The following is a 26,129-nucleotide window of genomic DNA, read 5'->3' as shown; positions in this document are numbered from 1 at the left end:
AACCATAAAATGAAATCACTTAGAGTAACTCTTAAATATTTTATTTTTTTATTTGTTTTCCCTTTTTGCTCGAACATTTATGCACAAGAAAATAGGCCATGCGAGCGACTTACCGATACCCTAAGTGGGATAGTGTTCCATAAAAATACAGCGGTTAAAGCTACGCCTGTTATCGGTCAGGAACAATTGGCTATGGATCTTAGACCCCTTTTAACTATTCAAAACGAAGATTATGACGCTGAAGGCATATTCGATAAAACATTAGTCGCAGGATTCATTGTAACTTCCCAAGGTGACATTTTAGGCCAAAGAATATTAAAATCTTCAACCATAAATCGATTGGATAGCCTTTATTTATCAGCATTAAAAAAATTTAAATGGAATCCGGGTAAATGTGAGGATAAAAATGTGAATTCCTGGATGAAGTTTGAAGTAATGATTTACAAACATAAATAAATATTTTATCCAGTAACTTTAACCTCTAACAATTGTTATTGAAAAAGAAATTCCATAATACAATAAAGGCATGAAAAATCTGGCAGTAATATTATTCATTTTTTGTGCGGTAAATACGTTAACAGGTCAACCCTCCAAACAAAACTTAAAATATAAGGATAGTTTACAATACTATTATGATTTGGCAAACCATCCGCAGTCGCCTTTTGATCTCGCAAACGCCTATAAATTTTATAATGAAAAGCAAAAACTAAGTAGCGCCAAGAAAGATACCTTAACAGCCATAAAGTATTTGAGACAAATTGCCATAATCCAATTGAAACTGGGAGACTATTACGGTAGTGAATCATCGGAGGTAGAAGCCCTTCGCTATTTGGAAGCGATGAAGCAAACCGACTTTACCCGAAAAAATAAATTGGGCCTTTACAATGAGTTAGGTGGTATTTATAAAGAACGAATGGATTATGACCTCGCTCTTAAATATTTTAATAAAGGGCTAGAATTGGCTCAGACCAAGGCCGAAAATAATATTATTAAAAATAATATGGCCTTGGTTTACAACAAGCAACTTCAGTTTGAAAAATCTGAAACCTTACTCTCCGAGGTGTATAAAAACAGTATAATTTTAGGTGATTCCGTCCAATTAGCGAGGGCTTTAGACAATCTGGGATTTGTTGAAGGAAAGCTTAATCGTCCGGACGCACTGGATCATATGAAACAAGCTTTGAATATGCGATTGACCCGTAATGATCAACTCGGGACCTATGCAAGTTACAAGCATCTTTCACAGTATTTCATGGACCAAAATGATTATGAAAAAGCCCAATCTTATGCTCAAAAAGCTTATAACATTTCAAAGCAGATACAAAGCACCTCATATTTAGAGGATGCCTTGGATAACCTGATCTCAACCCGTCCGAATACCATTGAATATCAATACAAAAAATTGAAGGATAGCATCGAAACAGCGAAAAAATTGGCTGAGAATAAATATGCGTTAATGAAATTTGACTATTTAAACCAGAGACAGATTGCCAGTACATTCAAAATTCAAAAAGAAAAAGAACATTTAAAAAGCCTATTATTTCGAACCCTTGTAGTTATTATAATGGTAGTTGTTGCCTTGATATTATCCATGTTATATTCAAAAAATCAAAGGGATAGACTACAAGAAATTTACCTTACTGAAACACGAATTTCTAAAAAATTACACGACGAAGTAGCCAATGACGTTTATCAGGTTATGACTCAATTAGAGAGTGATATTGCAAATAAAGATAAGGTACTAGATGCTTTAGAAGACATTTACAGCCGCACTCGAGATATTTCAAAAGAGAACAGTTCAATTGCACTTAACGAAAACTTTGAAGAGGTTTTAAAGGATTTACTTATGCGATACCACACGAATAAGGTAAATGTAATTACCAGAAACTTATCAAAAATCGATTGGAATGCCTTCGAATCTTTTAAAAAAATTACATTATACCGTATCCTTCAGGAATTGATGGTTAACATGAAAAAGCATAGTAATGCAACTATTGTGGCCATCACTTTTAGATCAAAAGGTAAAAAACTAACAATAAATTATTCCGATAATGGTGTGGGTTGCCAACTAAAAAAACTTTCAGGTCTTCGGAATGTGGAAAACCGTATGGTAACAATAAACGGAAGTGCTATTTTTGATTCAAAACCTGGTCAAGGTTTTAAAGCTAAAATCTCGATGTAAAAATGTTTAATAAGGTATTAATCGTAGACGATCACGATGCAGTAAACGCCGGTGTACTGAGTGTTTTAAAGAACCTCGGTTTTCAAACTGTGGATACTGCCCAGTATTGCGATGATGCTTTTCTAAAAATAAAACGAGCTGCTTTTGACCAGGTTCCTTATGATTTATTAATCTCAGATCTATCATTCAAAAAAGAGTTCCGTAACCGTAATTTACTTTCCGGTGAGGATCTCGTAAAGGCCGTTCGACCTGATTACCCAAAGCTACCTATTATCATATATTCGATGGAAGATCGGCTGCAAAAGGTGCGCACCCTGATTAAAACTCAGGGTGTGAACGCCTATGTTTGCAAAGGCCGAAAAGGCTCTGTCGACTTGGCAATGGCCATGGAAGCTATTTCCAAAGGCGACATCTTTGTTTCTCCACAGGTAGAACAAGCGCTTAACCCGGATGTAGAACTTGAGATAGATGATTACGACCTAACGCTAATTAAACAATTATCCATTGGACATTCCCAAAGTGAAATAAGTATTTATTTGCAGGAAAACAATATGTCCCCAAGTAGCCTCAGTTCTATTGAAAAACGCTTGAATCGCCTTAAAGATCAATTTCAAGCCAACAATGTCACTCATTTAGTGGCTATTTTCAAGGATCTGGGGCTATTTTAACATTAAATGTTAAATTATAATATATTATTACGGAATCCCGTAACATTTTTCACTTTTTTGTTACTAATATTGTACTGCTATTAATAATTTCCTTAGGGAGAGTTGAAAGGGCGCGTCTTTTTATAAGGCGCGCTTTTCTATTTTCAACCCTATTAAAGCATAAAAAAACCCTTGATTTCTCAAGGGTTTTAATCCATTTGGGTTTAGAGATTACCAGTTTTCAATTTCTTCAATTAATTCATTCTTTTTCTTTCCGGTTTTCTCTTCAATGGTTCCTAACATTTCATCAAATTTTCCTTCCGCATAGGTTAGATCGTCATCAGTAATGTTAGCGTATTTTTGTTTAAATTTTCCTTTTACTTGTTTCCATTTTCCTTCTAATTGTTCTTTGTTCATATCTTTAATATCCATATCGTTCTTTGTTTTTTAATTATTAATTCATTATTAATATAAGGTTCATTCAGGAATTTGAATGCCGCAAAAGATGAAATTCTTGACGCATTTGATGACTACGAGATATTGCTTTTTTAACTAACGAAATAGTAAATGGAAAAAGAAATTCTCAACGGAATTTAATATTCTGCCGCAGAGCCTTTATCTTTAGGGTTAAATTTTAGATTTGTGCCTTCAAATCTACCACCAATACGATTTTAAACTATGACAGATTTACTTAATTTAGATAATACCTTCGGCAAACTTTGGGAAAAATTGAATGGCTGGGTAGACGCCATCATTCTGAAGCTCCCAAATTTTATTTTGGCCGTCATCATCATGGTGATGTTCTATTTTATTGCTAAAGGCATTCGAAAACTTCTTCGTAGATTTTTGTTAGTTCGAATCAGTCAGAAATCGATTCAGGATATGATCTCAAAGATCGTATTCGTTTGCATCATCTTACTTGGATTTTTCATTGCACTGGGTGTATTAAACCTCAATAAAGTACTTACTAGTGTACTTGCCGGTGCAGGTGTTGTTGGTTTAGCCGTAGGTTTGGCGCTTCAAGGTACTTTAAGTAATACGCTGGGCGGTGTAATCCTTTCGTTCATGCCTAATATTCGCATAAATGATTTTATTGAAACGAATGAAACCAGTGGTTTTGTTTCTGAAATCAGCCTAAGAAATATCGTTTTAAAACAGACTGATAATAACTATGTGGTAATTCCTAATTCAAAATTCATTGAAAACCGTTTTACCAATTATTCCCTGAGTGATAGAAGTAGAATTACCGTTGGCTGTGGTGTAGGTTATGAAAGTAATCTACAACAGGTTGAGGATATCGTTACCAAAATCATTTCAGAAAATTTTAAGCAAAAAGGAAGCGAAAAAGTGGAGTTTTACTTTACAGAATTCGGTGATAGCTCTATTAATTTTGTTACCCGTTTTTACGTGGATATGATAAGTAGTAAACAAGAGTTTGAGGCCAAACATAAAGCCATCAAACTCATTAAATCTGAATTCAACAAAGAAGGAATCAATATTCCATTCCCCATTCGCACATTGGATTTTGGTAAGAACAATTTACGAATCGACTATAATAAAGAAGATCAGTAAATTTTTTAAATGAATTTTTCACCTTTTGTGGTTGAAGAGGTTACCGGCTCTTCATCATAAAAACTTTTTTCTAGTCCGGCGGAATCCACTTCAAAGAGTTTTAAAATCTCTGCACGATTGGAAACCAGCATAATATCCTTAGCATTGATAGCAATTGGGTGATGCAACAGTGCCGGGTTTTTTTGAACCATTTTTATCCAGTCCTTGTTGTCAAAATCCTGCTTATTATCATCAGTGACCATTTCTGTGTTAAAGATGTCTTCAAAAGACATGTTCAATTCCTCGGCAATTTCAACCCAGGCCGTATCACTAAGTTTAGTTTTAGAAATATCAATAATTTCAACAGGTTTTTTCACAGCTTGCACATAGCCCAACACTTTTTTTCCTAAAAAGGAGTCTGAGCTATAAATGTATGTTAGCTGTCTCTTGTTCCGTGCTAATACTGACATAATTTTTTCTTCTTTTATTTTATTTTCTTTTTCTTGTTTTTTATTTGACATAAACTGTTTTTTTATTTACGAATTCCAGAATGCCTTCCTTAGATAATTCTCTGCCAAAACCAGAAGCTTTGGTACCTCCAAAAGGCAATCTGGGATCTGATTTTACTAATTCATTGATAAAATAGGCTCCGTCAGGTATTTCAGAAATTGCTTTGCTTGCTTTTTCTGTATCTTCAGTAAACACCATGGTTCCTAAACCAAATTTGGTGTCGGTGGTAAGTTTTAAAGCTTCTTCAAAATCATTCACTTTAAAAATAGGTGCTACAGGTCCGAAGGTTTCCTCTCGAAAAACTGCCATATCAGTGTTTACCTTAGTTAAAACGGTTGGAGCATAATACGCTTTATCGCGTTTGCCGCCAAGAATCACTTTGGCACCTTTTTTAACGGCATCATGTACTTGTTTTTCCAGATCAACTGCAAGATCTTCTCTGGCAAGGGTAGCAATTTCGGTGCTCTCTTCCATGGGATCTCCAAATCTTAAATCTTTTATTTTTTTGGTGAATTTCCCCAGGAATTCATCATAGATTCCTTTTGTAACTATGAACCGTTTTGCGGCAATACAACTTTGTCCGGTATTTTGCATGCGGGCGTTTACCATGGTATCTAAATAAGTGTCCAGATCCGCATCATCTAAAACTATGCAGGCATTGTTACCCCCAAGTTCCAAAACTACTTTTTTAAGATGCTCTCCGGCAACCTTAGCAATATGTCGCCCGGCCTTTTCGCTTCCTGTTAAAGACACCGCCTTTACAATGTCATTTTTAATAAGTCCATCAATGGTCTCATGATCCGTTAGTAAAGTTTGAAAACATCCCTGAGGATATCCGGAATCTTCAAATAACTTTTGGATAGCCAAAGCACAACCACTCACATTGGAAGCATGTTTTAATAAGGCTGTATTACCAGCTGTAAGCGTTGGAACAGCAAAACGGAAGACTTGCCAAAATGGGTAATTCCAGGGCATAATAGCCAGGATTACACCTAATGGATCGTAACTTATAAAACTCTCCGTAGCATCAGTTTCAATAATATCATCAGCCAAAAAATTCTCCGCATTGGTGGCATAAAAATCACAAAGGAAGATACATTTATTAATTTCAGCCCGACTTTGAGAAATAGGCTTACCCATTTCCTGCGTCATCAATTCACTAAGATATTCTAGGCGATCTTCCAGCAGGTTACTCAAATTATTAAGCAGATTCGTGCGTTCTTTAATCGATTTTTCTTTCCACACTTTAAAAACAGAATTGGACTTCTCCAGTTTGGAAGCTACAAGTTCCGGGGTATCCAATTCATATTCCTGCAAAACTTTGCTATTATAAGGATTTTTTGATTCGATGGCGTTTTTTATTAAGGTTGTATCAGACATGATTCTTATTTTTAAGCTTATTAAATTTAAAGTAAATGAACCGAATACTTTAACTGTATAGCTATAAAAATTAACGTCATCCATTGTGAAAAGTTCCAAACAAGACCAACGATAAGAGACAACCGTATTATTTCGAAGTAAATCCTTCTTCTAAATGAAGAGAAATTTGCTTTTTAAAGGCGCTAGGAGAAATACCATATTTCTTTTTGAATATTTTAGAAAAATAACTCCTACTGGTAAACCCGATAGAGTAAACGATTTGGGAAATATTTAAATTGGAATTGTGCATAAGGTCCCGGGCTTCTTCCAGACGCACATGCCGAATATATTCACTTACCGTTTTTGCGTAAAGAAACTTAAAACCATCTTGTAATTTTACTTGTGATAAACCTGTATTTAATGAAATATCCTCGAGCGTATAATTTTTTGAAGGATCTTTGGATATTTTTTCGGCAAAATTTCGAATGGAGCGTAATTCTGATTCAGACAGGGAGATCTCAACGGGAACCGCTTGTTCGTAAGAATTATGGGTTTTAATATGCATTGAAAGCAATTGGTAAACCGTTCCTTCTATTTGTAAATTCCGGATCATGCCCTGAGTGTCTACATCTTGCAAAGCCTTAACGTAGTCGGCCATTTTAAGACTAATCGGGCCGTAATACGCAAATTCATTCTGGTGTTGGGTATCAACAAAAACATCATGCAGTTTTTCATTAAGCATTTCTGAAATATTAAGACGCTTGTTTAAAAACTGCTTCCTTGAGATACTGATTATGTTAAGTTTGATAGCCCTGTTCTTTTCAAAATACAGTTCGTGCAAACTATTTGAACTGCCGGCAATGATGACAGAATGGAACTGCTCAACCCGATGCTTTTTTGTTTCGTGATTAAATTTATGTTCGAAATTTCCTTTAGTACAATAAAAAAAATACAAAGGATTAAAATTTTCCGAACCTGTGATCAGCAGTACCGGTTCAAAGAAATTCAAATTAAAATCGATCAGGGTTACGCCCCAGTCGAACCCCATGTAAGTGATATAACCCTTAGCCCGGGAATTATCAACTTCAAGTGTATAGGCTCCCCACTCTTGCCGGATATCTCCACCAATATAACGTTGCATTTGCTGAACACGTTCTAAAATTGAAGCATGTGTGAGATGAATTTCTATCACGTTAACCTTTAGTTTTAAATTTTTTAATATCGCGCTTCGAAATACCTAAATGTTCATTGCTCAAAGCTGAACTATCCTTGATCACAAAATTATTCAATACTCCAAACCCTGAACCCCTGGCCTCGGCATTAACCAATTTAGGATCACTATAAATCCCTTGAGCATCTTTCGGAAGATTGGTAATCTCACCAAAATAATTATTATGAATAAATTGCGTATTTACGTCTTCATTAAAAGAAAACTTATTTTCACCTTCAGAATAGAATATATTATTTTCAAAGGTCGTGTTTACAGGCCAGGGACCACCCCAATTATCCATATAAACAATATTTTGGTCTAGAGAGTTTTTTGGTGGTATAATCACATTATTATAAATGGCCGTATTTTCAACAGGGCCAGTAATATGAAATACCGGAGAGAAAGGTCCTTTCCGCTCCGTTGGATAAGGTCGGATACCATCATTTACACTCACATTATACCGAATAACAGCATTTTTAGTACCCACATTACCGGCACTTCCAAAGGTATTTCCATTATTACAAACCAAAAGGAAGCCTCCATAATTATCATGGCTGTAGTTGTATTGAATGATGGTACCTATGCAATTATAATCGGCATCAAATCCCTGACCGTCCCATTTAGCCTTGTGACCACTAACTTCGTTAAATTGAATTATGGTATTATCCGAACTCCAGGGCCAAATCCCAGCAGCTGCTTCCTGGTGCGATAATATATCCGGAAAATCTCTAAGGACGTTAAACTCAACAATAGCACCATCACAACCAATAGGAACGATACCGTCTCCGGGAATTTTCTCCAAAAGATTATTTCGAATAATCACACCCAAACTGGGGTACCAATCATTGCGATTGGTATATCCACGCGAATTAATTCCGTTTCTACCGCAATGGTGCAGGTAACAATTTTGAATCATAAGATCAACAAAACGGGATTTTATCCTATCTCCCGAATTCTTCCAGTAAATAGCGCTTCCACCCCCTTCTTTTTTTACTAAACTGCCATTTACGTGATGAATTTCAAGACCATCCAATACAATACCTCGACAATCACCAAAATCTTCAGCAAGTATCATCACACCTCGTCTTTTGGCCTGCCGTTGTTCGCCTAAATTTGTGATTTCTATATTCCGAATTTGCCAATACTCCACATTACGCAATAAAAGGGTGAATAACTTTTTACCTTCACCATGAATACCCGGTTTTGAACCTTCACCATAGGAATCGATAATAATAGGTTGGTTTTTTGTTCCACTTCCATTACAAATAAGTTGCCCGTAATATTTTGTTCCGGCCTTTATTAAAATATAATCGCCAGGCTTTAAAGTGGTCGTATTCAACTTTTCTAATGAGGCCCAGGGCCGATCAACAGAAGTTCCCGAATAGTTGTCATTGCCAGAGTCGGCATTAATGTAATAGGTTGTTGCTCCGGCATATTGAATGAAAAAACTAATTACCAGAATAAGAAATCTATTAATTTTCATAATTTTTTATTCCATAATCATTTCAGGATCTGCAACGGTTCTGAAACCAACGTGTTCTGCTGAAGAATCCGGGCTTGTACCCATCCTGGCAGAAACTCTAAAACTGGAACAATACGAATCGCTGCAAAGAAAGGAACCTCCTTTAATGATTTTCTCTTGTAAATAGGGATTCTGTGGATTGTAAGCCTGACTCGCGCCTTGAGGATTCATCGCTATCGTATTTTTAGCGGCTAATTCTTTATAATAATCTACATTATACCAATCTTGTGTAAACTCCCAAACATTTCCGGCCATATCATATAAACCGAAACCATTTGAAGGATATGATTTTACGGGTGCGGTACCTTCAAAACCATCAACTTTGGTGTTGTAAACAGGAAATTCTCCTTCCCAGGTATTGGCCTCTTGTGCCAACTTTGAGCGATCATCACCCCAGAAATAAATGGTATTTTTTTGTTTTCCCCGAGCTGCATATTCCCACTCGGCTTCCGTTGGTAATCGTCGGTTGGCCCACTGGCAATAGGCCAGAGCGTCTTCATAACACACATGAACAACAGGGAAATTTTCCTTGCCATCCAAATTACTGTCTGGTCCTTGAGGGTGTTTCCAGTTAGTTCCGATAGACCATTCCCACCATTGTGAAAAATCATAAAGATTAGGCACTGAAGACTTTGTTTTTTTAAAGCGCAAAGATCCCGGTTGTAATATAGAATCTGCCGGTTTTTGAGTGCCCTCCGGCAATTGCTTTTTCATTTCTTCCCAATCAATCGCACGTTCAGCAACGGTAACATAGCCTGTTTCCTTAACGAATTTGGCGAATTCAGCGTTGGTAACTTCCGTAATATCCATAAAAAAACCGTCAACCTTTACGGGGTGTTGTGGTTTCTCATGGTCCATAGCCTGTTTATCCTGCGGAACAGCCCCTTGCATAAACTCACCGCCGGGAATCCAAACCATGCCTTCCGGTGGATGATTCTTTAAACTATCCAAAACCGTTTCAGGTAGTTTCGGTTTTTCGGTAACCATAATTTGGTCTGGTTGAGTTTCAGTTTTTTTCTCTTTACAGCCCAAAGCAAATAGCATCGGAACGACTAGAAGCACAAGATATTTTTTCATTTTAACCCTCATTTCAATTCAATTCAACCATAAAAATAGAACTTATTTTTACAATATTGGTTACTATTTTTTTAAAGTTATATTTTTAAAATCCTGAATATCGCCTACTATCGTTTTGGTTTAATACCTTTGTGAAACTTAAAAATTGATTTATGATATATTCAATGACCGGTTATGGGAAATCTGTGGTACAAATGCCTACCAAAAAAATTACCATAGAACTCAAATCCCTTAATAGTAAAAATCTGGATCTGAATGCCCGGATGCCTTCCATTTATAGAGAAAAAGAACTAGCCATTAGAAAGCTTCTGGCTGATGCTTTGGAAAGAGGGAAAATTGATTTTTCTATTTATGTTGAAGCCACTGCTGATGATACCTCAACGCAGATTAATACGCCGGTTGTAAAGCAATACATGAATCAGCTTCGAGAGGTTGTTCCCGGTGATGATCTGGAGTTACTAAAAATGGCTGTACGCTTTCCTGACGCCCTTAATACGGTTCGTGAAGAAATTGATGAAACAGAATGGGAAGCCATAAAAAAGGAGATTATCCTTGCAGTGGAAGATCTGAATGCACACCGTTTAGATGAAGGTAAAGTTTTGGAAGCCGATTTTAAGAATCGCGTGGAAAATATTCGTGCCCTTCTTGAGGAAGTTGCTGCCATGGATTCAGATCGCATTAAGGCTGTTCGGGAACGTTTGTTAAAAGGTGTTGAGGAATTGAAAGAGAAATACGATGAGAACCGCTTTGAACAGGAGTTGGTATACTACATTGAAAAATTTGATATTACTGAAGAAAAAGTTCGGCTTAAAAATCATCTGGATTATTTTACAGAATCGTTGAACTCTAAAGACTCCAATGGTAAAAAACTAGGTTTTATTTCCCAGGAAATGGGTCGTGAGATAAATACGATTGGATCAAAAAGTAATTATGCTCCTATGCAACAATTGGTGGTTCAGATGAAAGATGAATTGGAAAAAATAAAAGAGCAGCTGTTGAACGTGCTTTAAAAACCCCTTGTTCGTGTCGAAAATAGAAAAAAATACCACAGGTAAACTTATTGTCTTTTCCGCGCCTTCAGGATCTGGTAAAACTACTATTGTCAAACATTTACTGAAGCAACCGCAGTTAAATTTAGAATTCTCAATTTCAGCAACCTCACGCGAGCGACGCGGCCAGGAAGTTGATGGCAAGGATTATTACTTTCTTTCCGCCAAGGAATTCAAAAATAAAATAAAAAACAACGAGTTTCTGGAATGGGAAGAGGTGTATCGCGATAACTTTTACGGTACTTTAAAAACCGAAGTAGAACGGATCTGGGCCATGGGAAAACACGTTATTTTTGATATTGATGTGTCCGGTGGTCTAAGGATAAAACGCAAGTATCCTGAGCAAACACTGGCGATATTTGTAAAACCACCTAGTATTGATGAATTAAAGATCCGACTGAAAAAGCGTAAAACGGAAAGTGACGATAAAATCAATATGCGTATTGCCAAAGCTTCAGCAGAATTGGCTACAGCACCTTTATTTGACACCATTATCGTGAATGATACGCTGGAACACGCTTTGGCACAAGCCGAAGAACTTGTAGGTGCTTTTGTAAATTCAAATCCTGAAACCTAGTTAATCGTATGAAAATTGGCTTATACTTCGGATCATTTAACCCGATACACATTGGTCATTTAGTTATTGCGAATCACTTCGCGGAATTCAGTGATCTGGATCAGGTATGGTTTGTAGTTACGCCACATAATCCTTTTAAAAAGAAGGAAAGCCTCTTGGATAATCATCAACGGTTAGAGCTGGTATATCGCGCTACAAAAGATTATACCAAATTACAACCTTGTGATATCGAGTTTGGTTTGCCACAACCTAATTATACCATAAATACTCTGGTACATCTTGAGGAAAAATATCCTGAGCATGAATTTGCATTGATCATGGGACAGGATAATTTGAAGAGCTTTCACAAGTGGAAAAACCACGACGTTATTTTAGAAAATTATCATTTATATGTTTATCCTCGCAGGCAAACCAAAGCAGATAAAACCCAGTTCGACGATCATGAACACATCCATTTGATCCCTGCTCCGATCATGGAACTCTCTTCAACCTTCATCCGCAAAGCCATTAAAGAGGGGAAGAACGTCAGGCCCATGTTACCTGAGCAAGCCTGGATTTATTTAGATGAAATGAATTTTTATAAATAAGCTTAAAAGCTTATTTTATATAAAAGCGTGATATATTCTATAGCCGCTTAAAATCTCAAATATTAATACTTAAAAAAACAATTGTTTATGAAAATTGCATTCATAGGATTAGGCATTATGGGACGCGAAATGGCTCTCCATCTCGCAAAACACGATGTCGATTTAACCGTTTATAACAGAACTCAAAAAGATTTTTCAGAATTAAAGAAGGAAGGCGTTATCCTCGCGAAATCAGTTCAGGATGCTGTGAAGGATGCCGATATTGTTTTCAGTATGCTTTCAACTCCCGAAGCAGTCTCTGAGGTATTTATGAAAGAAGATGGCGCATTAACCTTTATGAAAAGCAACGCCATTTGGGCCGATTGTTCCACAGTGAATCCTTCTTTCAGCAAAGAAGCCTTTAAAAAGGCCAAAGCGCATGGCATCCGATTTTTGGATAGCCCAGTTTCGGGTTCAAAACCACAGGCCAGAAATGCCGAACTTATTTTCTTTGTTGGCGGCGATAAAGCGGTGCTTGATGATGTAGAACCTTATATAAACATGATGAGTAAAAAATTGATTCATGTTGGCGACACAGGCAAAGGAACCTCTCTTAAAATGTTAGTGAATGTGATGCTAGCCCAGTCCATGTTGATATTTTCTGAAGCCGTTCTCTTTGGTGAAAAAATGGGCATTGATAAAGACTTTCTTTTAGACCTTCTTCCCGGTTTGGTGGTATCCGCACCATTTACCAAATTTAAAGCTGAGGGCATTAAAAAAGATCAATACGACGTACAATTCCCTTTAGAATGGATGCACAAAGATCTACATCTGGCGGCCCTAACTGCCTACGAGGTTAATCAACCAATGTACATTGCCAATGTTGCGAAAGAGGTATATGCTTCCGCGAAAAAGCAAGATATGGCGCGACTGGATTTTTCGGCCATTTATCGTTATCTGGAGCAATCAAAATAAAGGCTTTTAAAATACTATAAAAAACAGAAACCGCCCAGAGCTAGCACTCTGCGGCGGTTTCTAAACTAAATAACCAACCAAAAATTATTATGTTCTTGTATTCTCTCTAGGATTATCAACGCGCTCACCTTTAAATTTACGTAGCTTTCCACTATCGGTGGTAGTTGATTCTCCTTTAACGGTTCCTGTTTTTAGATATTGAATGTAGCCACGCCCTACAAAATCATAAACCGTTCCGGAATCCGGGTGGTACAATTCAATTTCACTATCATTAATAACGGTCAACTCGAAGTATTCATTGTTGAAAAAATCATAATCTAATGTTAAAGTTTTTAAGTAAAAATTATTAGTAACATCACCTACACCGTACACTCCTGTATAATCCCAAAATAGATTTTCAACTGCTGTATTTGGAGCATCCTGAGAACTTTGGAATGTAGCGTCGTTTCCTCCTGCTAAAAACTGTAAGTAGTTCTCATTATCAAATTCATTTAAGGCGCCATAATTACTGGTGTATACTTTCTCCCAGGCTTCGTATTCCTGTAAGAAATAATGAATATTATCATAGAATACGAAATCATAATCAAAATTACTGCGTTGATAACCTTTCAAAAAGTATGACGTATCATTATTCGGATTATACAATTCGATCGTATTATTATTTATTTGATACACATCAAAAGTGCTAAATCCGTCGATATCGTGGTTCACATCTAAAATCATATCATAAGCATCATACGTCGCTACATCTATTCCAAAACCATTACCGGTATCGCCAAGACCCACAATATTATTATTAGCATACACTACACCGTTTATAAAAGAAATAGTAAATGCTTTTTGTAAGAACGGGGTTTCTCCGTAACCTTTGGTAGCGTTTATATCTACGTACCACAATTCATAAGAGGTCAATAATTGATTCACACTTATGCCCGGTACCGGTGCAGGATTGTAGTCATCTACCACAACCTCTGTATAACACGAGGTCATGAGTGTTGCTAACAATGTAAAGCTTAAAAGTAGTTTTATAGTTTTCATACGCTTATGTTTTATCTTAAAACCGGATAACCTGATTTTAGGTTGCTAATTTTAAGTGGTTCTGCCTAAACAATTCCAAAAGGCGTGCCAAAAATCAAATTGATAAAATTCCAAAGCGGTTTTTAAGAGTAAATTTTTACGTATTTTTGAAATGAAATAAGACTGGATTTTTATGGATAAACCTTTAAAATACGCGGTTTTTGGCGCAGGAAGCTGGGCAACGGCTATTGTTAAAATGCTGAGTGAGAATTTGGATGAAATTGGTTGGTATATGCGAAGCATTTACACCAAAGAACATCTCCTTCGCGAACAACATAACCCGAATTATTTGAGTTCGGTGGAATTTAATTTAGACCAGCTGAAACTGAGTAACGATATCAACGAAACGGCTGCAAATGCCGATGTTTTGTTTTTTGTGATCCCCTCAGCATTTATTCATGGGGAATTGGAAAAACTCACGGTAGATATTTCAGATAAAATTATTGTTTCGGCTGTAAAAGGAATCATGCCTGAAACCGGCCTTTTGGTTGGCGAACATTTTCATGAATTTTACAATGTTCCCTACGAAAATATAGCGGTTATTGCCGGGCCTTGCCACGCTGAGGAAGTAGCTTTAGAACGATTGTCCTATTTAACTATTTCCTGCTCTGATGAAGATAAAGCCAAAACTATTGCGAAAACGTTATCCAGCGAATATATAAATACGAAAACCACGGATGATGTGATTGGCGTGGAATACGCCGTAATGTTGAAAAATATTTATGCCATTGCCGCAGGAATAGCGCATGGTTTAGGGTACGGTGATAATTTTCAAAGTGTATTGATGAGTAATTCTATCCGGGAAATGAAGCGCTTCATTAAAAAAGTGCACAAAATGAAACGCAACATCAATAATTCCGCATATTTAGGAGATCTTTTGGTAACGGGCTACTCTGTGTTTTCCAGAAACCGGATGTTCGGCAATATGATTGGGAAAGGCTACACCGTGAAATCTGCTCAAATGGAAATGAGTATGGTTGCTGAAGGTTATTATGCTACAAAAAGTGCTTATGACCTCAATAAGAAAAACAATAAAAAAACACGAATGCCTATAATTAATGCGGTTTATGAAATTCTTTACGAAAACAAGAATCCTAAAAAAGTATTTAAAAAGCTCACTGAAAAGTTAGATTAGATCTGACTCGCTAATTTTTTAAATGGTACTTTTTTATTTCGCAGATTTAATTACATTTGCATTGCTATAAAAATAGCCTGTACGGGGATGTAGCTCAGTTGGCTAGAGCGCTTGACTGGCAGTCAAGAGGTCGGCGGTTCGAGTCCGCTCTTCTCCACAAAATAAAAAGCTTCCAAAATTTTGGAGGCTTTTTATGTTTTAAAAAGGGAAAAATTAAAGCCTTTAGTCTCCAGCTTTTTATATTTTGAATAATTGAATTTATAAAGGTAAGCACCTTTTTTAGACCCGGACATATCCTTTTCGTCCAGTGGGATCAGGAGGTTTAAAGACAGTAATTTTTTTCTAAAATTGCGGGTATCTATGTCTCTTTGGTAAATGGCTTCGTAGAGTTTTTGAAGTTGGGGAATGGTGAATTTTTTTGGCAGTAGTTCCACACCAATCGGATAGAATTGGGCTTTCTCCCGCAAACGACCAAGAGCGTCCGTTACCATTTGACCATGATCTAGTACAAGGTCTGGAAGCGAATTTACTTCATGCCAAATGGCACCATGCTTTTCCACCAAAGCTTTATTCGATTCTTCAATACGGATTAAGGCATAGAAAGCAATAGAAATACACCGCGCACCGGGATCACGTTCAACAGCCGAGTAACTTTTAAGTTCCTCCATAAAAATATCATCCAGACCTGTAATTTCTCTCAGAACACGTTTGGCAGCATTCGGTGCACTTTCATCAGGATGCACAAAACTTCCTATTAACGACATGGTTCCCTTAAATGGTTCAACACGTCGTTTAAACAATAACAGTTTTAAAACGCCTTCGTCGAAACCGAAGATTATATTGTCTGTGGCAACATATAATTTTTCTTCGGGAGCGTAGTAATCTTTGTGGTGGTGGGTTGGTTTGGTCATTTAGAATCCGTAAACTTATTTATCAAATGTAAAAAATACATTTAATTTTATCTAATTTTTACTTCAATATGTAAAAATCCCTGATTAACGAGGATTTATGTGTTTTTATTAATAAAATTCGTGATTGTAACTACCACCTCAGCCAGTTCATTTGAAAGGCTGTTTTTATCCCAGGGATGCTTTGTGTTGAACACATGATCTGCACCCTTAACGACCATGAAAGTACTATCTGGATTCCATTGATGCAGCTTTTCAGATTCCTCAATGGAAACACTTGGGTCCGCATCGCCGTGAATAATCAGATGAGGGATTTTTAAATATGCTACAGCTCGTTCAATGGTGAAACGCTCTTCATTTGCTTTAAAATCTTCATAAAACTGATAATGATGTGGCATCTGTTGTTTGGTTCGGCCATTCAAAACATATTTCACTCCGGATTTTTTCCACTGCTCCAGATCTCCTGAAGCTGTCATACGTTTTCCGAAGTCAGAAACACTGGCTAAACTGATCACTTGTTTAATACGCCTGTCTTCTTCAGCCTTAATCACTACAATGCCACCACCTCTACTATGACCAATCAAGCTCAGGTTTTCAAGATTGACCTTTGATTGCAAATTTTTATTCTCAAATAACCAATCTATAACCGTTTCCAAATCGTCCAATTCCTTAGTGTAATTATTTTCCGCAAAAGCTTCCAGATCCGGGAAATCGATGGGCTGGCGCACGGTACCACCATTATGTGAAAAATTGAATTTCAGAAAAAAGAATCCGGCCTTGGCAAATGCCTCTCCCATAAGATTCCAGGCGCCCCAATCCTTAAATCCTTTATAACCATGACAAAAAATAACAACCGGCAAATTCGATTTATTACCTGAAGCCAAAGTGTCTATAAGAATGGGCTTTTGATGCCGTCCGTTAATTACATAATTATCCTTTAAAATCATTTATACCTCTTTTTCGGTGAATGGAATATCCGGGTTATATATCTCTAAAATAAGTTGTTTTAGAACCTCTGCAAAATCAGAAAGTGTTTCCGCAGTTATCAAATGATCTTTTTTCCGACCGTATTGACTTTCCTTTTTACCGAATTTCAGAAAACCTGAACTTAGATTTTTAAACGATATAATCCCCGCTTCAACGGGCAGATTTATTCGGTTACTTTCAGCTAACATATAAGCATAACTAAGAACTTGAAAACTTTTGCTGTATTTCTTGTAATCTGTTGGCATATCCTCCCAGTTTACCACATCCACCTCATTTTGGTTCACCGCGCCCGTTTTATAATCAATAATTCGTGTGAGCCCATTGCATTCATCAATACGGTCCACTTTTCCTTTCATCGTAACTTCAAAAGGAAGATCAAGGTTTTTAAGGATGGTGGAAGCATCAGCTTCAACATCGATAATCTTAATGGTATTCCCGGCTTTTATTTCTTTTAATTCTGCATTTAAAAAATTCGAAACATAACGTTTGGCGATTTCAAAAATAATCAGATTTTTTCCGCGTGATAAATCACCCTCCTTGTAGATTTCATTGAAATGAAAAACAACCTGCGTCTCTATTTTGGATTTTAAATTTTTCAGAAGGTCTTCAGTTAAAAACGATCCTTTAAGAGGCCTGTAAAAATCTTCCAGAGTGTTGTGTACCACCGTACCTAAGGTATTTGCCGCAATATGTTCTTCAACCATATCAAACTCATTAACATGAAGTACTTTTTGATAATAAAAATCGATCGGATTTCTGATGTAATTCGTTAAGGATGACGGAGAAAAGCCTTTTTGCCCCACACGCTTTAACTCTTCAAGAACTCCCGGTGTTTTTACAATTTCATTTAATTTTCGTTTGGTTACCGGTACGGGCGGCATAACAAGATGTTCCTTTATTTGATGCGTTTCATCAAATTCCAATTGGGTAATAAACCTACTTTTCTCGCCTCCTGTAAGGACATCAGCTTCGGTATTATATAAAATATGAATGTGTCTGGCTCGTTGTAGTAAATGATAGAAATGATAGGTATAAACAGCGTCCTTTTCTTTGTAGGTTGGTAATTTATTCTCCAATTTAACATCGAATGGAATAAATGAATTATTACTTTTCCCTGCAGGCAAAATGCCCTCGTTAACAGAAGCTATTATTACGGTATCAAAATCCAGAACCCGCGATTCCAACATTCCCATAATTTGCAAGCCTTCAAGAGGCTCTCCTTGAAAATCCAGAGTTTCTGTGCTCAGTAATTCCTTGAAAACACTATGTAGTGTTTTGATATCCTTAATATGATTAAAGCTTTTATTCAGATGGGCTAATTCGTTAAAGAGGGTATTAAAACGATATAAATACTCCAGCGATAAAAGGGCTTTTTCTTTTGAAGTATCAAAATGATGTTTGATTAACTGAATAAGTTCAAAACATCGATCTAAAGCATTTTTAACAGCGTTTTGCCAACCGGATAACAAAACAGAAATAATTTCTGAAGCCTCAGGGGCGATACTTTTTAAACGCTTTGCAGAAAGATAGGTTATATTATTCCCGTGAATGGCTTCAATAATGAGGCTTGCATAATCAGTTTCATCAATATAAAATAAAGGACGAACGAATTGATGTGTCAGGAGGGCATGAATATCCTGATAGTAAAAACGTTCCGAATTCTGTTTGTGAATTTTAAACAGGAGTTCAAATAAATGAGCCAGTGGAATGGAACTCAAAGGGAACCCCATAGTAATATTTAAAGCCGTCAGGTTTTTAGGAAGTGAGTTTAAAACGGGAATCAACAGATTTTCATCGCCCAGAACTACAGCAGTTTTCTCGAGTTTAGGATTAGTTTTTTGCAGTTCTTGTAACAGAGCCCCTATATGTTTGGCCTGCCCAATATTTTTTGGAATTCCATAAATCTGAATATCTTTTTGATTTGAATAATGATTATGACTCCATTGAAAAGGATGTTTTTTAAAATAGGACCAATTAGATTGATACCCTTTAATGAACAAAGCAGCATCGTGATTGGGATGTTCCAGAAAAGCCGTATCAATATCCCAATAAATTCTAGCCATGTTCTGTGCTAATAAAACTTGAATAATGTCTTGTTCTGCAGTATTTAATGCATTAAATCCCAAAAACACATGCTGCTTACCGGAATTTTGATCCATATATTTTTTCAGGTGCTTCAAAGCCTCACGGTACAATAAACCCTGATAGCCTATATTTTTTCCTTTAAGGGCTTTTACAAAAGCTTCATAATACTTGTGGAGCTTGTTCCAAAAGGCTAAATAATTTTTAACAAAATCGGTTTTATTGGGGTCAAGCGACCAGTGTTTTAAATCTTGAATAGCACTTAAATAGTCGAAGATCTGTTCCTGCGGAATAACATAACGATCAATTTCATTAAAGTCTTGTAATAAGATTTGGGCCCATTTGGAAAAGGCCTCAAAACTATCCAGATGCTTCTTATCTGTAAGTGATTCATAAACCGAATAAAACTCAAAAAGTAATGTGGTATTAGACTTGGAATGTAGTCCGGAAAGTTGCTCTACAAACTCTTCGATACTTAAAATTTCAGGAGAAAAGAGGGTTTTGGTGGTCGAGGCGGCAATTTCGTGCTTCAGAAATAATCCCGCGCGTTTACTGGGTAAAATAAAGGTGATTTCCGAAAGGTTTACATCTTGATCCTGTAAGTCCTTTAAAACATCAAAAAGAAAGGTATTTGTACCCATGAAGCAGTTAGACGAAATTTAAATTAGAATTAATCTAAAACTATTTTGTGACAGTAGTTTATAAAAATAAAAAACGCTTCGGAAAACCGAAGCGTTTTTTTAAAACTTATTATTTAATGTGGTGAACTAATTACTTCACTAAGTTGATTTCAACTCGTCTGTTGTTAGCTCTACCAGCTCTAGTACTATTGGTGTCAATTGGTTTAGACTCACCATAACCAAGAGCAGATAATCTGAATGCATCTACACCGTGCTCAATTAAATACTCTTTTACAGCATTTGCACGAGAATCAGATAATCTTTGATTCAATTCAGCGCTACCTACACTATCAGTATGACCTTCAACTGTAAATTTAGCAGTTGGGTATTCGTTAAGGATCTTAACGATATCATCTAATACTTGAGCAGACTGAGCTTTGATTGAAGATTTACCAGAATCAAAGTTTATAGTTTTAGCGTATTCGTTAAGCGTTTTTTGAACTTCAGCAGTAACCTCTGGACAACCAGCGTTAGCTACAGTACCCTTAACATCTGGACACTTATCGTCTTTATCTAATACACCGTCACCATCAGTATCTGGCCATGGGCATCCTTTGTTTGCAGCAGGACCAGCAGTGTTAGGACAATCGTCATCACCATCAGCAACTCCGTCACCGTCAGCATCTGGACAACCACCTAAAGATTTTAAACCGGCAACTGTTGGGCAGCTATCATCTTTATCAGCAACACCGTCACCGTCAGAATCAGGACATCCGTTTAATTCAGCTAAACCAGCTTCGTTTGGACAATCGTCTTCGCTGTCTTGGATACCATCACCGTCAGTATCAGGACATCCGTTGAAAGCAGCTAAACCAGCAACATCCGGACAAGCGTCATCTTTATCGTAAATACCATCTCCATCTGAATCAGTTCCACCAAATTTGATAGAAAGACCAGCAGTGTGTTGGAAATGTGTTGTTAAATAATCTTCGAAAGAGTGCTTGTATGATGATTGCAATGTTAAACCAATATTATCAGAGAACCAGAAATTAAGACCTAAAGTTCCATCTAAAGTACCCGCTCCAATTTCATCAATCCAAGTGTAACCTCCACCGATACCTAAATAAGGCTCAATGAAATTTGAATTAAATAAGCTGTTAAGGCTATACTTGATGGTACCATCTACACCGTAGTAAGATAAATCATCTACAGTAGAATCTCCCCATTTATCAATTTTATTAATAGTTCCGGCTACTCCGAAAGAGAATCCTTCACCTAAATATTTCGATACCGAAATACTTGAAATTGATGGTAAGATATTCCAGTGATCATCTAGGTTGAAATACTCATCAAAGATGGTCTCACTAAAAGGAGCACCATCGGCATTAGGATAAGCGTCAACAGCGTTTACACCGACAGTAATTTGCCACGGGTTGTTTTCGTCTTGCGCGTTTGCGTTGCTGTAAACGAATACTAGCAACATTGCGAACAGTAATCTGCTAAGATTTTTCATATTCAAAAGTTTAATTTTTAAGTGTTAATCGTAAACAAAAGTAAGTTGTTAAATTATATTAACAAAGACAAATATATAAAAATATTGTGGATTCCGTTGATATATCGACATTTCGGCGGTTTTTTAAATAACTTTTAGTGTCTTACCAACCTTTGTAAATGCTTGAATAGCTTTATCTAAATGCGCTTTTGTATGTGCAGCTGATAATTGTACGCGAATTCTTGCTTTTTCTCGAGGAACTACAGGAAAAAAGAATCCGATAACATAAATTCCTTCATCTAAGAGTTTATTTGCCATGTCCTGAGACAGTTTCGCGTCATATAACATCACCGGAACAATGGCTGAATCACCATCTATAATATCAAAACCGGCTTCTTTCATGCCTTTTTTAAAATATTTGGTATTCCATTCCAATTTATCCCGCAATTCTGTATCATTGGCAAGCATATCAAAAACTTTTATTGAAGCTCCAACAATAGCCGGCGCCAAAGAATTGGAAAATAAATACGGTCTTGAACGTTGACGCAACATATCAATAATCTCTTTTTTACCGGTAGTATAACCTCCCATAGCACCACCCAGAGCTTTACCTAAAGTTCCTGTAATAATATCGATACGCCCCATAACCCCTTTTTCTTCAAGGGTTCCACGACCTGTTTCGCCTATAAATCCGGCGGCATGACATTCATCAATCATCACCAGAGCATTGTATTTTTCAGCCAGATCGCAAATCTTGTCCAACGGCGCTACCAGTCCATCCATAGAAAAAACGCCATCGGTTACAATTATTTTGAATCGCGCCCCGTCTGCATTGGCTGCAATGAGTTGCTTTTCTAAATCCTCCATATTGCTATTCTCATAGCGGTATCTGGCTGCTTTGCACAACCTTACACCATCAATAATTGAGGCATGATTCAAACTATCTGAAATAATCGCATCTTCTTTGCCCAATAAAGGTTCAAAAACCCCACCATTGGCATCAAATGCTGCAGCATATAATATGGTGTCTTCCGTTTGATAAAAATCGGCTATTTTTTGTTCCAGAGTTTTGTGAATATCCTGAGTACCGCAAATGAAACGTACCGAACTCATTCCAAAACCGTGAGAATCCAAGGTGTCTTTTGCCGCCTGGATCACATCCGGATGCGACGATAATCCCAAATAATTATTGGCGCAAAAATTCAATACCGTTTTACCGCTATCTAGTGTAATTTCAGCACCTTGAGGAGAGGTAATAATGCGCTCCTCTTTGTATAGCCCATTGTCTTTTATATCCTGAAGTTCTTCTTGTAAATGTTGTTTTAAATTTCCGTACATCGTTTTGTTTTTTTACAAAGTTATACTTCTTTTACCATAATCCCATCATCGGTATACACCAGAATTTTTTTTGTAACCATAAATCCCATGGCTTCCAAAACATCTTGATACAACTGTAATTGTTGGGCGTGTTCCGGTTTTACCATTCCCGTTTTATAATCGATAATAACAGCCTGATTTTGAGAATTCACAACCACCCTGTCCGGACGGTAAATAAGGCCTTCCTTTGTGATAATATCGCGCTCATTATATATTTTTAAATCTTCGTTGAAATAACCCGCTAGTTTTGGATGAACAATAATTTGATTTATTTGTTCTTCAATTAAAGATACTTGTTCTTCAGTAAGCAAACCACTATCAAAAAAATCCTGTAACACCGCAGCAACATCTAATGGGGTTTCAATATGTGCCATGATCTCATGAATTAAATTCCCGCGTTCCATGGCTTGTTCTTGTTTGGTATCCCATAAATATCCCGATTTGGTTACTACACGAATATTATGATCTTCTTTCGGTGAGGATAAAAACTGATCGGTCACATAGGTTGAGAATTCCATGTCTTTCTGGTGATGCTCAGGTGCTTGAATATTACCAAATGTATATTCAGTTTTGGAGTCGTTCCATAACCCAAGATGTTCTAGATAATTAATAAGTAATCCTGAATATTTATTTAGCGGTGCTTCGCCCCTGGCATTTATCTCTTTTTTTGAAATGATGTAAAGTTGGTCTTCCGGGCGCGTTAGAGCCACGTAGAGCAAATTTATATTATCGAGTTCCTGTTCCCCCCGATGAGCCAAAAGCAACTGTTCTCCCTGAGTGCCAAAATATTCAAAATCCTTATTGAAATTTAATAGTGTTTCCGTAAATCCGTGATAGATTTCGGGATCGATTTGAAACCAAAGTTTCGGTTCCGGCTCCCTGTAAATATCCAAATCGGCAAAAGGGAAAATAACCACCGGAAACTCCAAACCTTTTGCTTTGTGGATCGTCATGATCTGAACGGCATTTTGCCCTACGGGCGAAACAATACTGAGCTTATCTTTCTGGCTTTCAAAATAACTTAAAAACGCCGCGAGATCCGAACCTTTCTTTTGTGTAAATTCTAAAACCACATCCAGAAAGAACTGAAGATAGGCATTTGGTTTTTTTGTTAAGCCAAAACCTCGCATCAAGGTTTCAACCAGATCAAATAATGGTAATTGTACCAAAATTTCAGCATTCAGAAATACCTTATAATCTTCAAAGGATTTAAACAAATCGGGTAACGATAACCCTAAATGAGAAGCAAAGAAGGTATGCTTGTCTTCAATTGAAAACAAATCTGCAAAAGCATTTAAAACTTCAATTTTAACCTCCTGATTTTTGGGCTCTAACAGTATCTGGAGTAGCTTTATAATGAATTTAACCTCCGGTGCATTGTTTATAAGTAAGGTTTCCGAAGACATCACAGGAATGTTATTCTCACTCAAAAATTCTGCTATGGCAACACCTTCTTTTTTCTTTCGAACCAAAACACATATAGCACCTAATGAGAAGCCCTGATCCAAACAGTTTTGTATGGTTTCCAGAGTTTTCGAAGCATATGCAAGATCTATATCATCATCTTTATCGATGTCCAAAAAACGTAGTGATACAAACCCTTGATGGTCTTTTTCATCATCCTGTTTTGACTTTTGATAAAGTTCTTGATATTCTGCATTTTGAAATATGGTTTGAGCCACAAATTTAAACAGCCCGTTATTGAATTTTACGATCTCCCGGGCACTGCGAAAATTACTCGGTAAATGTTCTTTTTGGGGTGTAACAACAAAGGGGTTTTCTTGGCTGTTCAAGCCAATAAATTGTTCAGCTTTTCCACCACGCCAACGGTAAATCGCCTGCTTGGCATCACCTACAAGAACAGCACTCCCTTTTTCTGTTGCCAAAGCGTTATCCAACAACGGAATTAAATTTTGCCATTGTTTTACTGAGGTGTCCTGAAACTCATCAATAAAATAATGTTTGAACTTTTCCCCTAAACGCTCATAAATAAAAGGGGTTGGTTGATCCTTGATTTCTTCAGAAATGATGCCATTAAATTCTGAAATCAACATTTTATTTTGTTCGGTTTTTAAGGATTCCAATTCTTTATTTATGGCATTTAAAACAGAAAGCGGCGTGATATTTTTATAAAAATTGTTTAAAAATTTAAGATGAAATATCGCCTTTTTGGTTTCATTGAAGGCAGCTGCTAATTCGGGCTGAATCGTATCGATGGTTTCTGCTATATGATCTGAAACACTTTTTGGATACATGGGTTGATTTTCAATATCCTCCTGCCATTGTGAATCAAAACCGGGTGTATAAAAATCGCCCGAAGCCAGTTTTTCAAAATGTTTAGGCAAAGAACTTCTTTTGAAATCTGTAGGGCCCAATCCGGCTTCCTGAATCAAGGTCATAACACTTCTAGAAGTTTCAACAATGCGTTCTTCAAGGCTTTTTAAATCGTCGTTAATCTGTTTTTTAAGCGCCATAAAGTCGCCCATAGTTTTCGATTTTAAACGCTCCACATGTGGCAAATCATTTTCATTCACTAAAAGCTTGGCGACCTTATTAAAATCATAAGCCACATCCCAACTTTTGTCGTCATCGGCCTTTTCAATTGCAAAATCAACTAAAACCTTTGTGAGTTCTTTGTTGGTTCCGGCTTTATTTATCAAGCTGTCTACAGCTTGTTGTAGCAAACTTTCCTGATCTAGTTCTACCTCAAAATTCATAGGTAATTTAAGATCGTGAGCAAAGGTGCGGATCAATTTATGGGTAAACCCGTCAATCGTAGAAATATCAAAAGCGCCGTAATTATGAATGATGTTATTTAAAATACGTTTCGATTTTTTATGAACCTCTTCGGGCTCCATAGCCAGGTCTTCAATAATCTGGAAAAACATAGGATCTGTCGACTCTAAAATATCAGGCTCTGCAAAAGCCTTTAAATATTTTATAATGCGGGTTTTCATTTCGGCGACAGCCTTATTGGTAAAAGTAATGGCTAAAATTTGTTTGAAAAGAAAATCGCTTTTGGAGGATAGCAGAATCTTTAAATACTCTTTTACAAGCGTAAATGTTTTGCCGCTTCCGGCGGAGGCATCGAAAATGGTAAATGTTGAAAGTCTGGACATCATCGTGTAATCGTCTGCAAGATAAGAACTATCAATACATTCATAACAAGATACTATTTTTTATTGAAGTCAATTATCCGTAAATTTGAATGAATTTAAATAAATAC

22 protein-coding genes and 1 tRNA gene are annotated in these 26,129 nt (G+C 36.7%); 10 read left to right on the top strand and 13 right to left on the bottom strand.

What is annotated here, in order from left to right; all coding sequences use genetic code 11:
- The first annotated feature begins 9 nt into the window (after positions 1–9).
- The 3 genes from ABD682_RS04430 to ABD682_RS04420 all read left to right on the top strand — a co-directional run bounded on the left by ABD682_RS04430 (position 10) and on the right by ABD682_RS04420 (position 2,850).
- Complete coding sequence (locus ABD682_RS04430; RefSeq protein ID WP_344739463.1) at positions 10–456, top strand: energy transducer TonB; 447 nt, start codon at positions 10–12, stop codon at positions 454–456.
- A 70-nt stretch (positions 457–526) separates the two neighbouring features.
- The gene (locus tag ABD682_RS04425) at positions 527–2,182 is read left to right on the top strand and encodes a tetratricopeptide repeat-containing sensor histidine kinase (protein WP_344739461.1); all 1,656 of its coding nucleotides are present in this window, start codon (positions 527–529) and stop codon (positions 2,180–2,182) included.
- A gap of 2 nt (positions 2,183–2,184) precedes the next feature.
- Positions 2,185–2,850: a response regulator gene (locus ABD682_RS04420; protein ID WP_344739459.1), complete on the top strand. Its 666-nt coding sequence runs from the start codon at positions 2,185–2,187 to the stop codon at positions 2,848–2,850.
- Positions 2,851–3,060: 210 nt separating this feature from the next.
- Here the strand turns inward: ABD682_RS04420 and ABD682_RS04415 are convergent, their stop codons facing one another.
- Positions 3,061–3,246 carry a CsbD family protein gene (locus ABD682_RS04415; RefSeq protein ID WP_344740797.1) on the bottom strand — a complete coding sequence of 62 codons (186 nt, stop codon included), beginning with the start codon at positions 3,244–3,246 and terminating at the stop codon, positions 3,061–3,063.
- A 261-nt stretch (positions 3,247–3,507) separates the two neighbouring features.
- On the opposite strand from ABD682_RS04415, the gene ABD682_RS04410 reads away from it, so the two are divergent.
- Complete coding sequence (locus tag ABD682_RS04410; RefSeq protein ID WP_344739456.1) at positions 3,508–4,401, top strand: mechanosensitive ion channel family protein; 894 nt, start codon at positions 3,508–3,510, stop codon at positions 4,399–4,401.
- A 5-nt stretch (positions 4,402–4,406) separates the two neighbouring features.
- Here the strand turns inward: ABD682_RS04410 and ABD682_RS04405 are convergent, their stop codons facing one another.
- From ABD682_RS04405 to ABD682_RS04385, 5 genes are all read right to left on the bottom strand, one after another.
- A complete protein-coding gene (locus tag ABD682_RS04405) occupies positions 4,407–4,901 on the bottom strand; it encodes an arsenate reductase family protein (protein WP_344739454.1) in 495 nt (164 codons plus the stop codon).
- Entirely contained in the window at positions 4,891–6,270 is a 1,380-nt protein-coding gene (locus ABD682_RS04400) for an NAD-dependent succinate-semialdehyde dehydrogenase (protein ID WP_344739452.1), read from the bottom strand. The genes ABD682_RS04405 and ABD682_RS04400 overlap by 11 nt, the downstream gene beginning before the upstream one ends.
- 127 nt (positions 6,271–6,397) lie before the next feature.
- On the bottom strand, positions 6,398–7,441 hold the full coding sequence (locus ABD682_RS04395; RefSeq protein WP_344739449.1) for an AraC family transcriptional regulator: 1,044 nt from the start codon (positions 7,439–7,441) through the stop codon (positions 6,398–6,400).
- A 1-nt stretch (position 7,442) separates the two neighbouring features.
- Entirely contained in the window at positions 7,443–8,942 is a 1,500-nt protein-coding gene (locus tag ABD682_RS04390; RefSeq protein ID WP_344739447.1) for a right-handed parallel beta-helix repeat-containing protein, read from the bottom strand.
- 6 nt (positions 8,943–8,948) lie between these two features.
- The gene (locus tag ABD682_RS04385; RefSeq protein ID WP_344739445.1) at positions 8,949–10,058 is read right to left on the bottom strand and encodes a formylglycine-generating enzyme family protein; all 1,110 of its coding nucleotides are present in this window, start codon (positions 10,056–10,058) and stop codon (positions 8,949–8,951) included.
- A 152-nt stretch (positions 10,059–10,210) separates the two neighbouring features.
- On the opposite strand from ABD682_RS04385, the gene ABD682_RS04380 reads away from it, so the two are divergent.
- From ABD682_RS04380 to ABD682_RS04365, 4 genes are all read left to right on the top strand, one after another.
- Positions 10,211–11,068: a YicC/YloC family endoribonuclease gene (locus tag ABD682_RS04380; RefSeq protein ID WP_344739443.1), complete on the top strand. Its 858-nt coding sequence runs from the start codon at positions 10,211–10,213 to the stop codon at positions 11,066–11,068.
- Positions 11,069–11,081: 13 nt separating this feature from the next.
- Positions 11,082–11,684 carry a guanylate kinase gene (gene gmk, locus ABD682_RS04375; RefSeq protein ID WP_344739441.1) on the top strand — a complete coding sequence of 201 codons (603 nt, stop codon included), beginning with the start codon at positions 11,082–11,084 and terminating at the stop codon, positions 11,682–11,684.
- A gap of 8 nt (positions 11,685–11,692) precedes the next feature.
- Positions 11,693–12,271, top strand: a complete 579-nt coding sequence (gene nadD, locus ABD682_RS04370) for a nicotinate (nicotinamide) nucleotide adenylyltransferase (RefSeq protein ID WP_344739439.1) — start codon at positions 11,693–11,695, stop codon at positions 12,269–12,271.
- Between the two features lie 87 nt (positions 12,272–12,358).
- Entirely contained in the window at positions 12,359–13,225 is an 867-nt protein-coding gene (locus tag ABD682_RS04365; RefSeq protein WP_344739437.1) for an NAD(P)-dependent oxidoreductase, read from the top strand.
- An 87-nt stretch (positions 13,226–13,312) separates the two neighbouring features.
- Here ABD682_RS04365 and ABD682_RS04360 read toward each other — a convergent pair whose 3' ends face one another.
- A complete protein-coding gene (locus tag ABD682_RS04360) occupies positions 13,313–14,263 on the bottom strand; it encodes a nicotinic acid mononucleotide adenyltransferase (RefSeq protein WP_344739435.1) in 951 nt (316 codons plus the stop codon).
- 172 nt (positions 14,264–14,435) lie between these two features.
- Here ABD682_RS04360 and ABD682_RS04355 point away from each other — a divergent pair, with 172 nt between their 5' ends.
- Positions 14,436–15,437 (top strand): NAD(P)H-dependent glycerol-3-phosphate dehydrogenase, encoded by a 1,002-nt coding sequence (locus tag ABD682_RS04355; protein ID WP_344739433.1) that lies wholly within the window; start codon positions 14,436–14,438, stop codon positions 15,435–15,437.
- A gap of 83 nt (positions 15,438–15,520) precedes the next feature.
- Positions 15,521–15,594: transfer RNA gene (locus ABD682_RS04350), tRNA-Ala, on the top strand.
- A gap of 34 nt (positions 15,595–15,628) precedes the next feature.
- Here the strand turns inward: ABD682_RS04350 and ABD682_RS04345 are convergent.
- The 6 genes from ABD682_RS04345 to ABD682_RS04320 form a co-directional block, all read right to left on the bottom strand.
- Entirely contained in the window at positions 15,629–16,348 is a 720-nt protein-coding gene (locus tag ABD682_RS04345; RefSeq protein WP_344739431.1) for an NUDIX hydrolase, read from the bottom strand.
- A gap of 95 nt (positions 16,349–16,443) precedes the next feature.
- A complete protein-coding gene (locus ABD682_RS04340) occupies positions 16,444–17,292 on the bottom strand; it encodes an alpha/beta hydrolase family protein (RefSeq protein ID WP_344739429.1) in 849 nt (282 codons plus the stop codon).
- A complete protein-coding gene (locus tag ABD682_RS04335) occupies positions 17,293–20,055 on the bottom strand; it encodes a PD-(D/E)XK nuclease family protein (protein WP_344739427.1) in 2,763 nt (920 codons plus the stop codon).
- Between the two features lie 130 nt (positions 20,056–20,185).
- Positions 20,186–21,547, bottom strand: a complete 1,362-nt coding sequence (locus ABD682_RS04330) for an OmpA family protein (protein WP_344739425.1) — start codon at positions 21,545–21,547, stop codon at positions 20,186–20,188.
- 123 nt (positions 21,548–21,670) lie between these two features.
- Positions 21,671–22,864 carry a glycine C-acetyltransferase gene (gene kbl / locus ABD682_RS04325; protein ID WP_344739423.1) on the bottom strand — a complete coding sequence of 398 codons (1,194 nt, stop codon included), beginning with the start codon at positions 22,862–22,864 and terminating at the stop codon, positions 21,671–21,673.
- Between the two features lie 20 nt (positions 22,865–22,884).
- Positions 22,885–26,025: a UvrD-helicase domain-containing protein gene (locus ABD682_RS04320; protein ID WP_344739421.1), complete on the bottom strand. Its 3,141-nt coding sequence runs from the start codon at positions 26,023–26,025 to the stop codon at positions 22,885–22,887.
- Positions 26,026–26,129 lie beyond the last annotated feature (104 nt).

It is taken from the genome of Gaetbulibacter aestuarii (assembly GCF_039537665.1).
In the GTDB taxonomy this organism is placed as follows: domain Bacteria; phylum Bacteroidota; class Bacteroidia; order Flavobacteriales; family Flavobacteriaceae; genus Gaetbulibacter_A; species Gaetbulibacter_A aestuarii.
This window is presented reverse-complemented; position numbering and strand designations above follow the sequence as displayed.

Coding starts and splice junctions, on each gene's coding strand:
- ABD682_RS04385 (WP_344739445.1), bottom strand. CDS start 10,058: ATGAAAAAATATCTTGTGCTTCTAGTCGTTCCGATGCTATTTGCTTTG.
- ABD682_RS04360 (WP_344739435.1), bottom strand. CDS start 14,263: ATGAAAACTATAAAACTACTTTTAAGCTTTACATTGTTAGCAACACTC.
- nadD (WP_344739439.1), top strand. CDS start 11,693: ATGAAAATTGGCTTATACTTCGGATCATTTAACCCGATACACATTGGT.
- ABD682_RS04430 (WP_344739463.1), top strand. CDS start 10: ATGAAATCACTTAGAGTAACTCTTAAATATTTTATTTTTTTATTTGTT.
- ABD682_RS04420 (WP_344739459.1), top strand. CDS start 2,185: ATGTTTAATAAGGTATTAATCGTAGACGATCACGATGCAGTAAACGCC.
- kbl (WP_344739423.1), bottom strand. CDS start 22,864: ATGTACGGAAATTTAAAACAACATTTACAAGAAGAACTTCAGGATATA.
- ABD682_RS04425 (WP_344739461.1), top strand. CDS start 527: ATGAAAAATCTGGCAGTAATATTATTCATTTTTTGTGCGGTAAATACG.
- ABD682_RS04330 (WP_344739425.1), bottom strand. CDS start 21,547: ATGAAAAATCTTAGCAGATTACTGTTCGCAATGTTGCTAGTATTCGTT.
- ABD682_RS04340 (WP_344739429.1), bottom strand. CDS start 17,292: ATGATTTTAAAGGATAATTATGTAATTAACGGACGGCATCAAAAGCCC.
- ABD682_RS04405 (WP_344739454.1), bottom strand. CDS start 4,901: ATGTCAAATAAAAAACAAGAAAAAGAAAATAAAATAAAAGAAGAAAAA.
- ABD682_RS04320 (WP_344739421.1), bottom strand. CDS start 26,025: ATGATGTCCAGACTTTCAACATTTACCATTTTCGATGCCTCCGCCGGA.
- ABD682_RS04380 (WP_344739443.1), top strand. CDS start 10,211: ATGATATATTCAATGACCGGTTATGGGAAATCTGTGGTACAAATGCCT.
- ABD682_RS04400 (WP_344739452.1), bottom strand. CDS start 6,270: ATGTCTGATACAACCTTAATAAAAAACGCCATCGAATCAAAAAATCCT.
- ABD682_RS04415 (WP_344740797.1), bottom strand. CDS start 3,246: ATGAACAAAGAACAATTAGAAGGAAAATGGAAACAAGTAAAAGGAAAA.
- ABD682_RS04365 (WP_344739437.1), top strand. CDS start 12,359: ATGAAAATTGCATTCATAGGATTAGGCATTATGGGACGCGAAATGGCT.
- ABD682_RS04345 (WP_344739431.1), bottom strand. CDS start 16,348: ATGACCAAACCAACCCACCACCACAAAGATTACTACGCTCCCGAAGAA.
- ABD682_RS04410 (WP_344739456.1), top strand. CDS start 3,508: ATGACAGATTTACTTAATTTAGATAATACCTTCGGCAAACTTTGGGAA.
- ABD682_RS04335 (WP_344739427.1), bottom strand. CDS start 20,055: ATGGGTACAAATACCTTTCTTTTTGATGTTTTAAAGGACTTACAGGAT.
- ABD682_RS04355 (WP_344739433.1), top strand. CDS start 14,436: ATGGATAAACCTTTAAAATACGCGGTTTTTGGCGCAGGAAGCTGGGCA.
- ABD682_RS04390 (WP_344739447.1), bottom strand. CDS start 8,942: ATGAAAATTAATAGATTTCTTATTCTGGTAATTAGTTTTTTCATTCAA.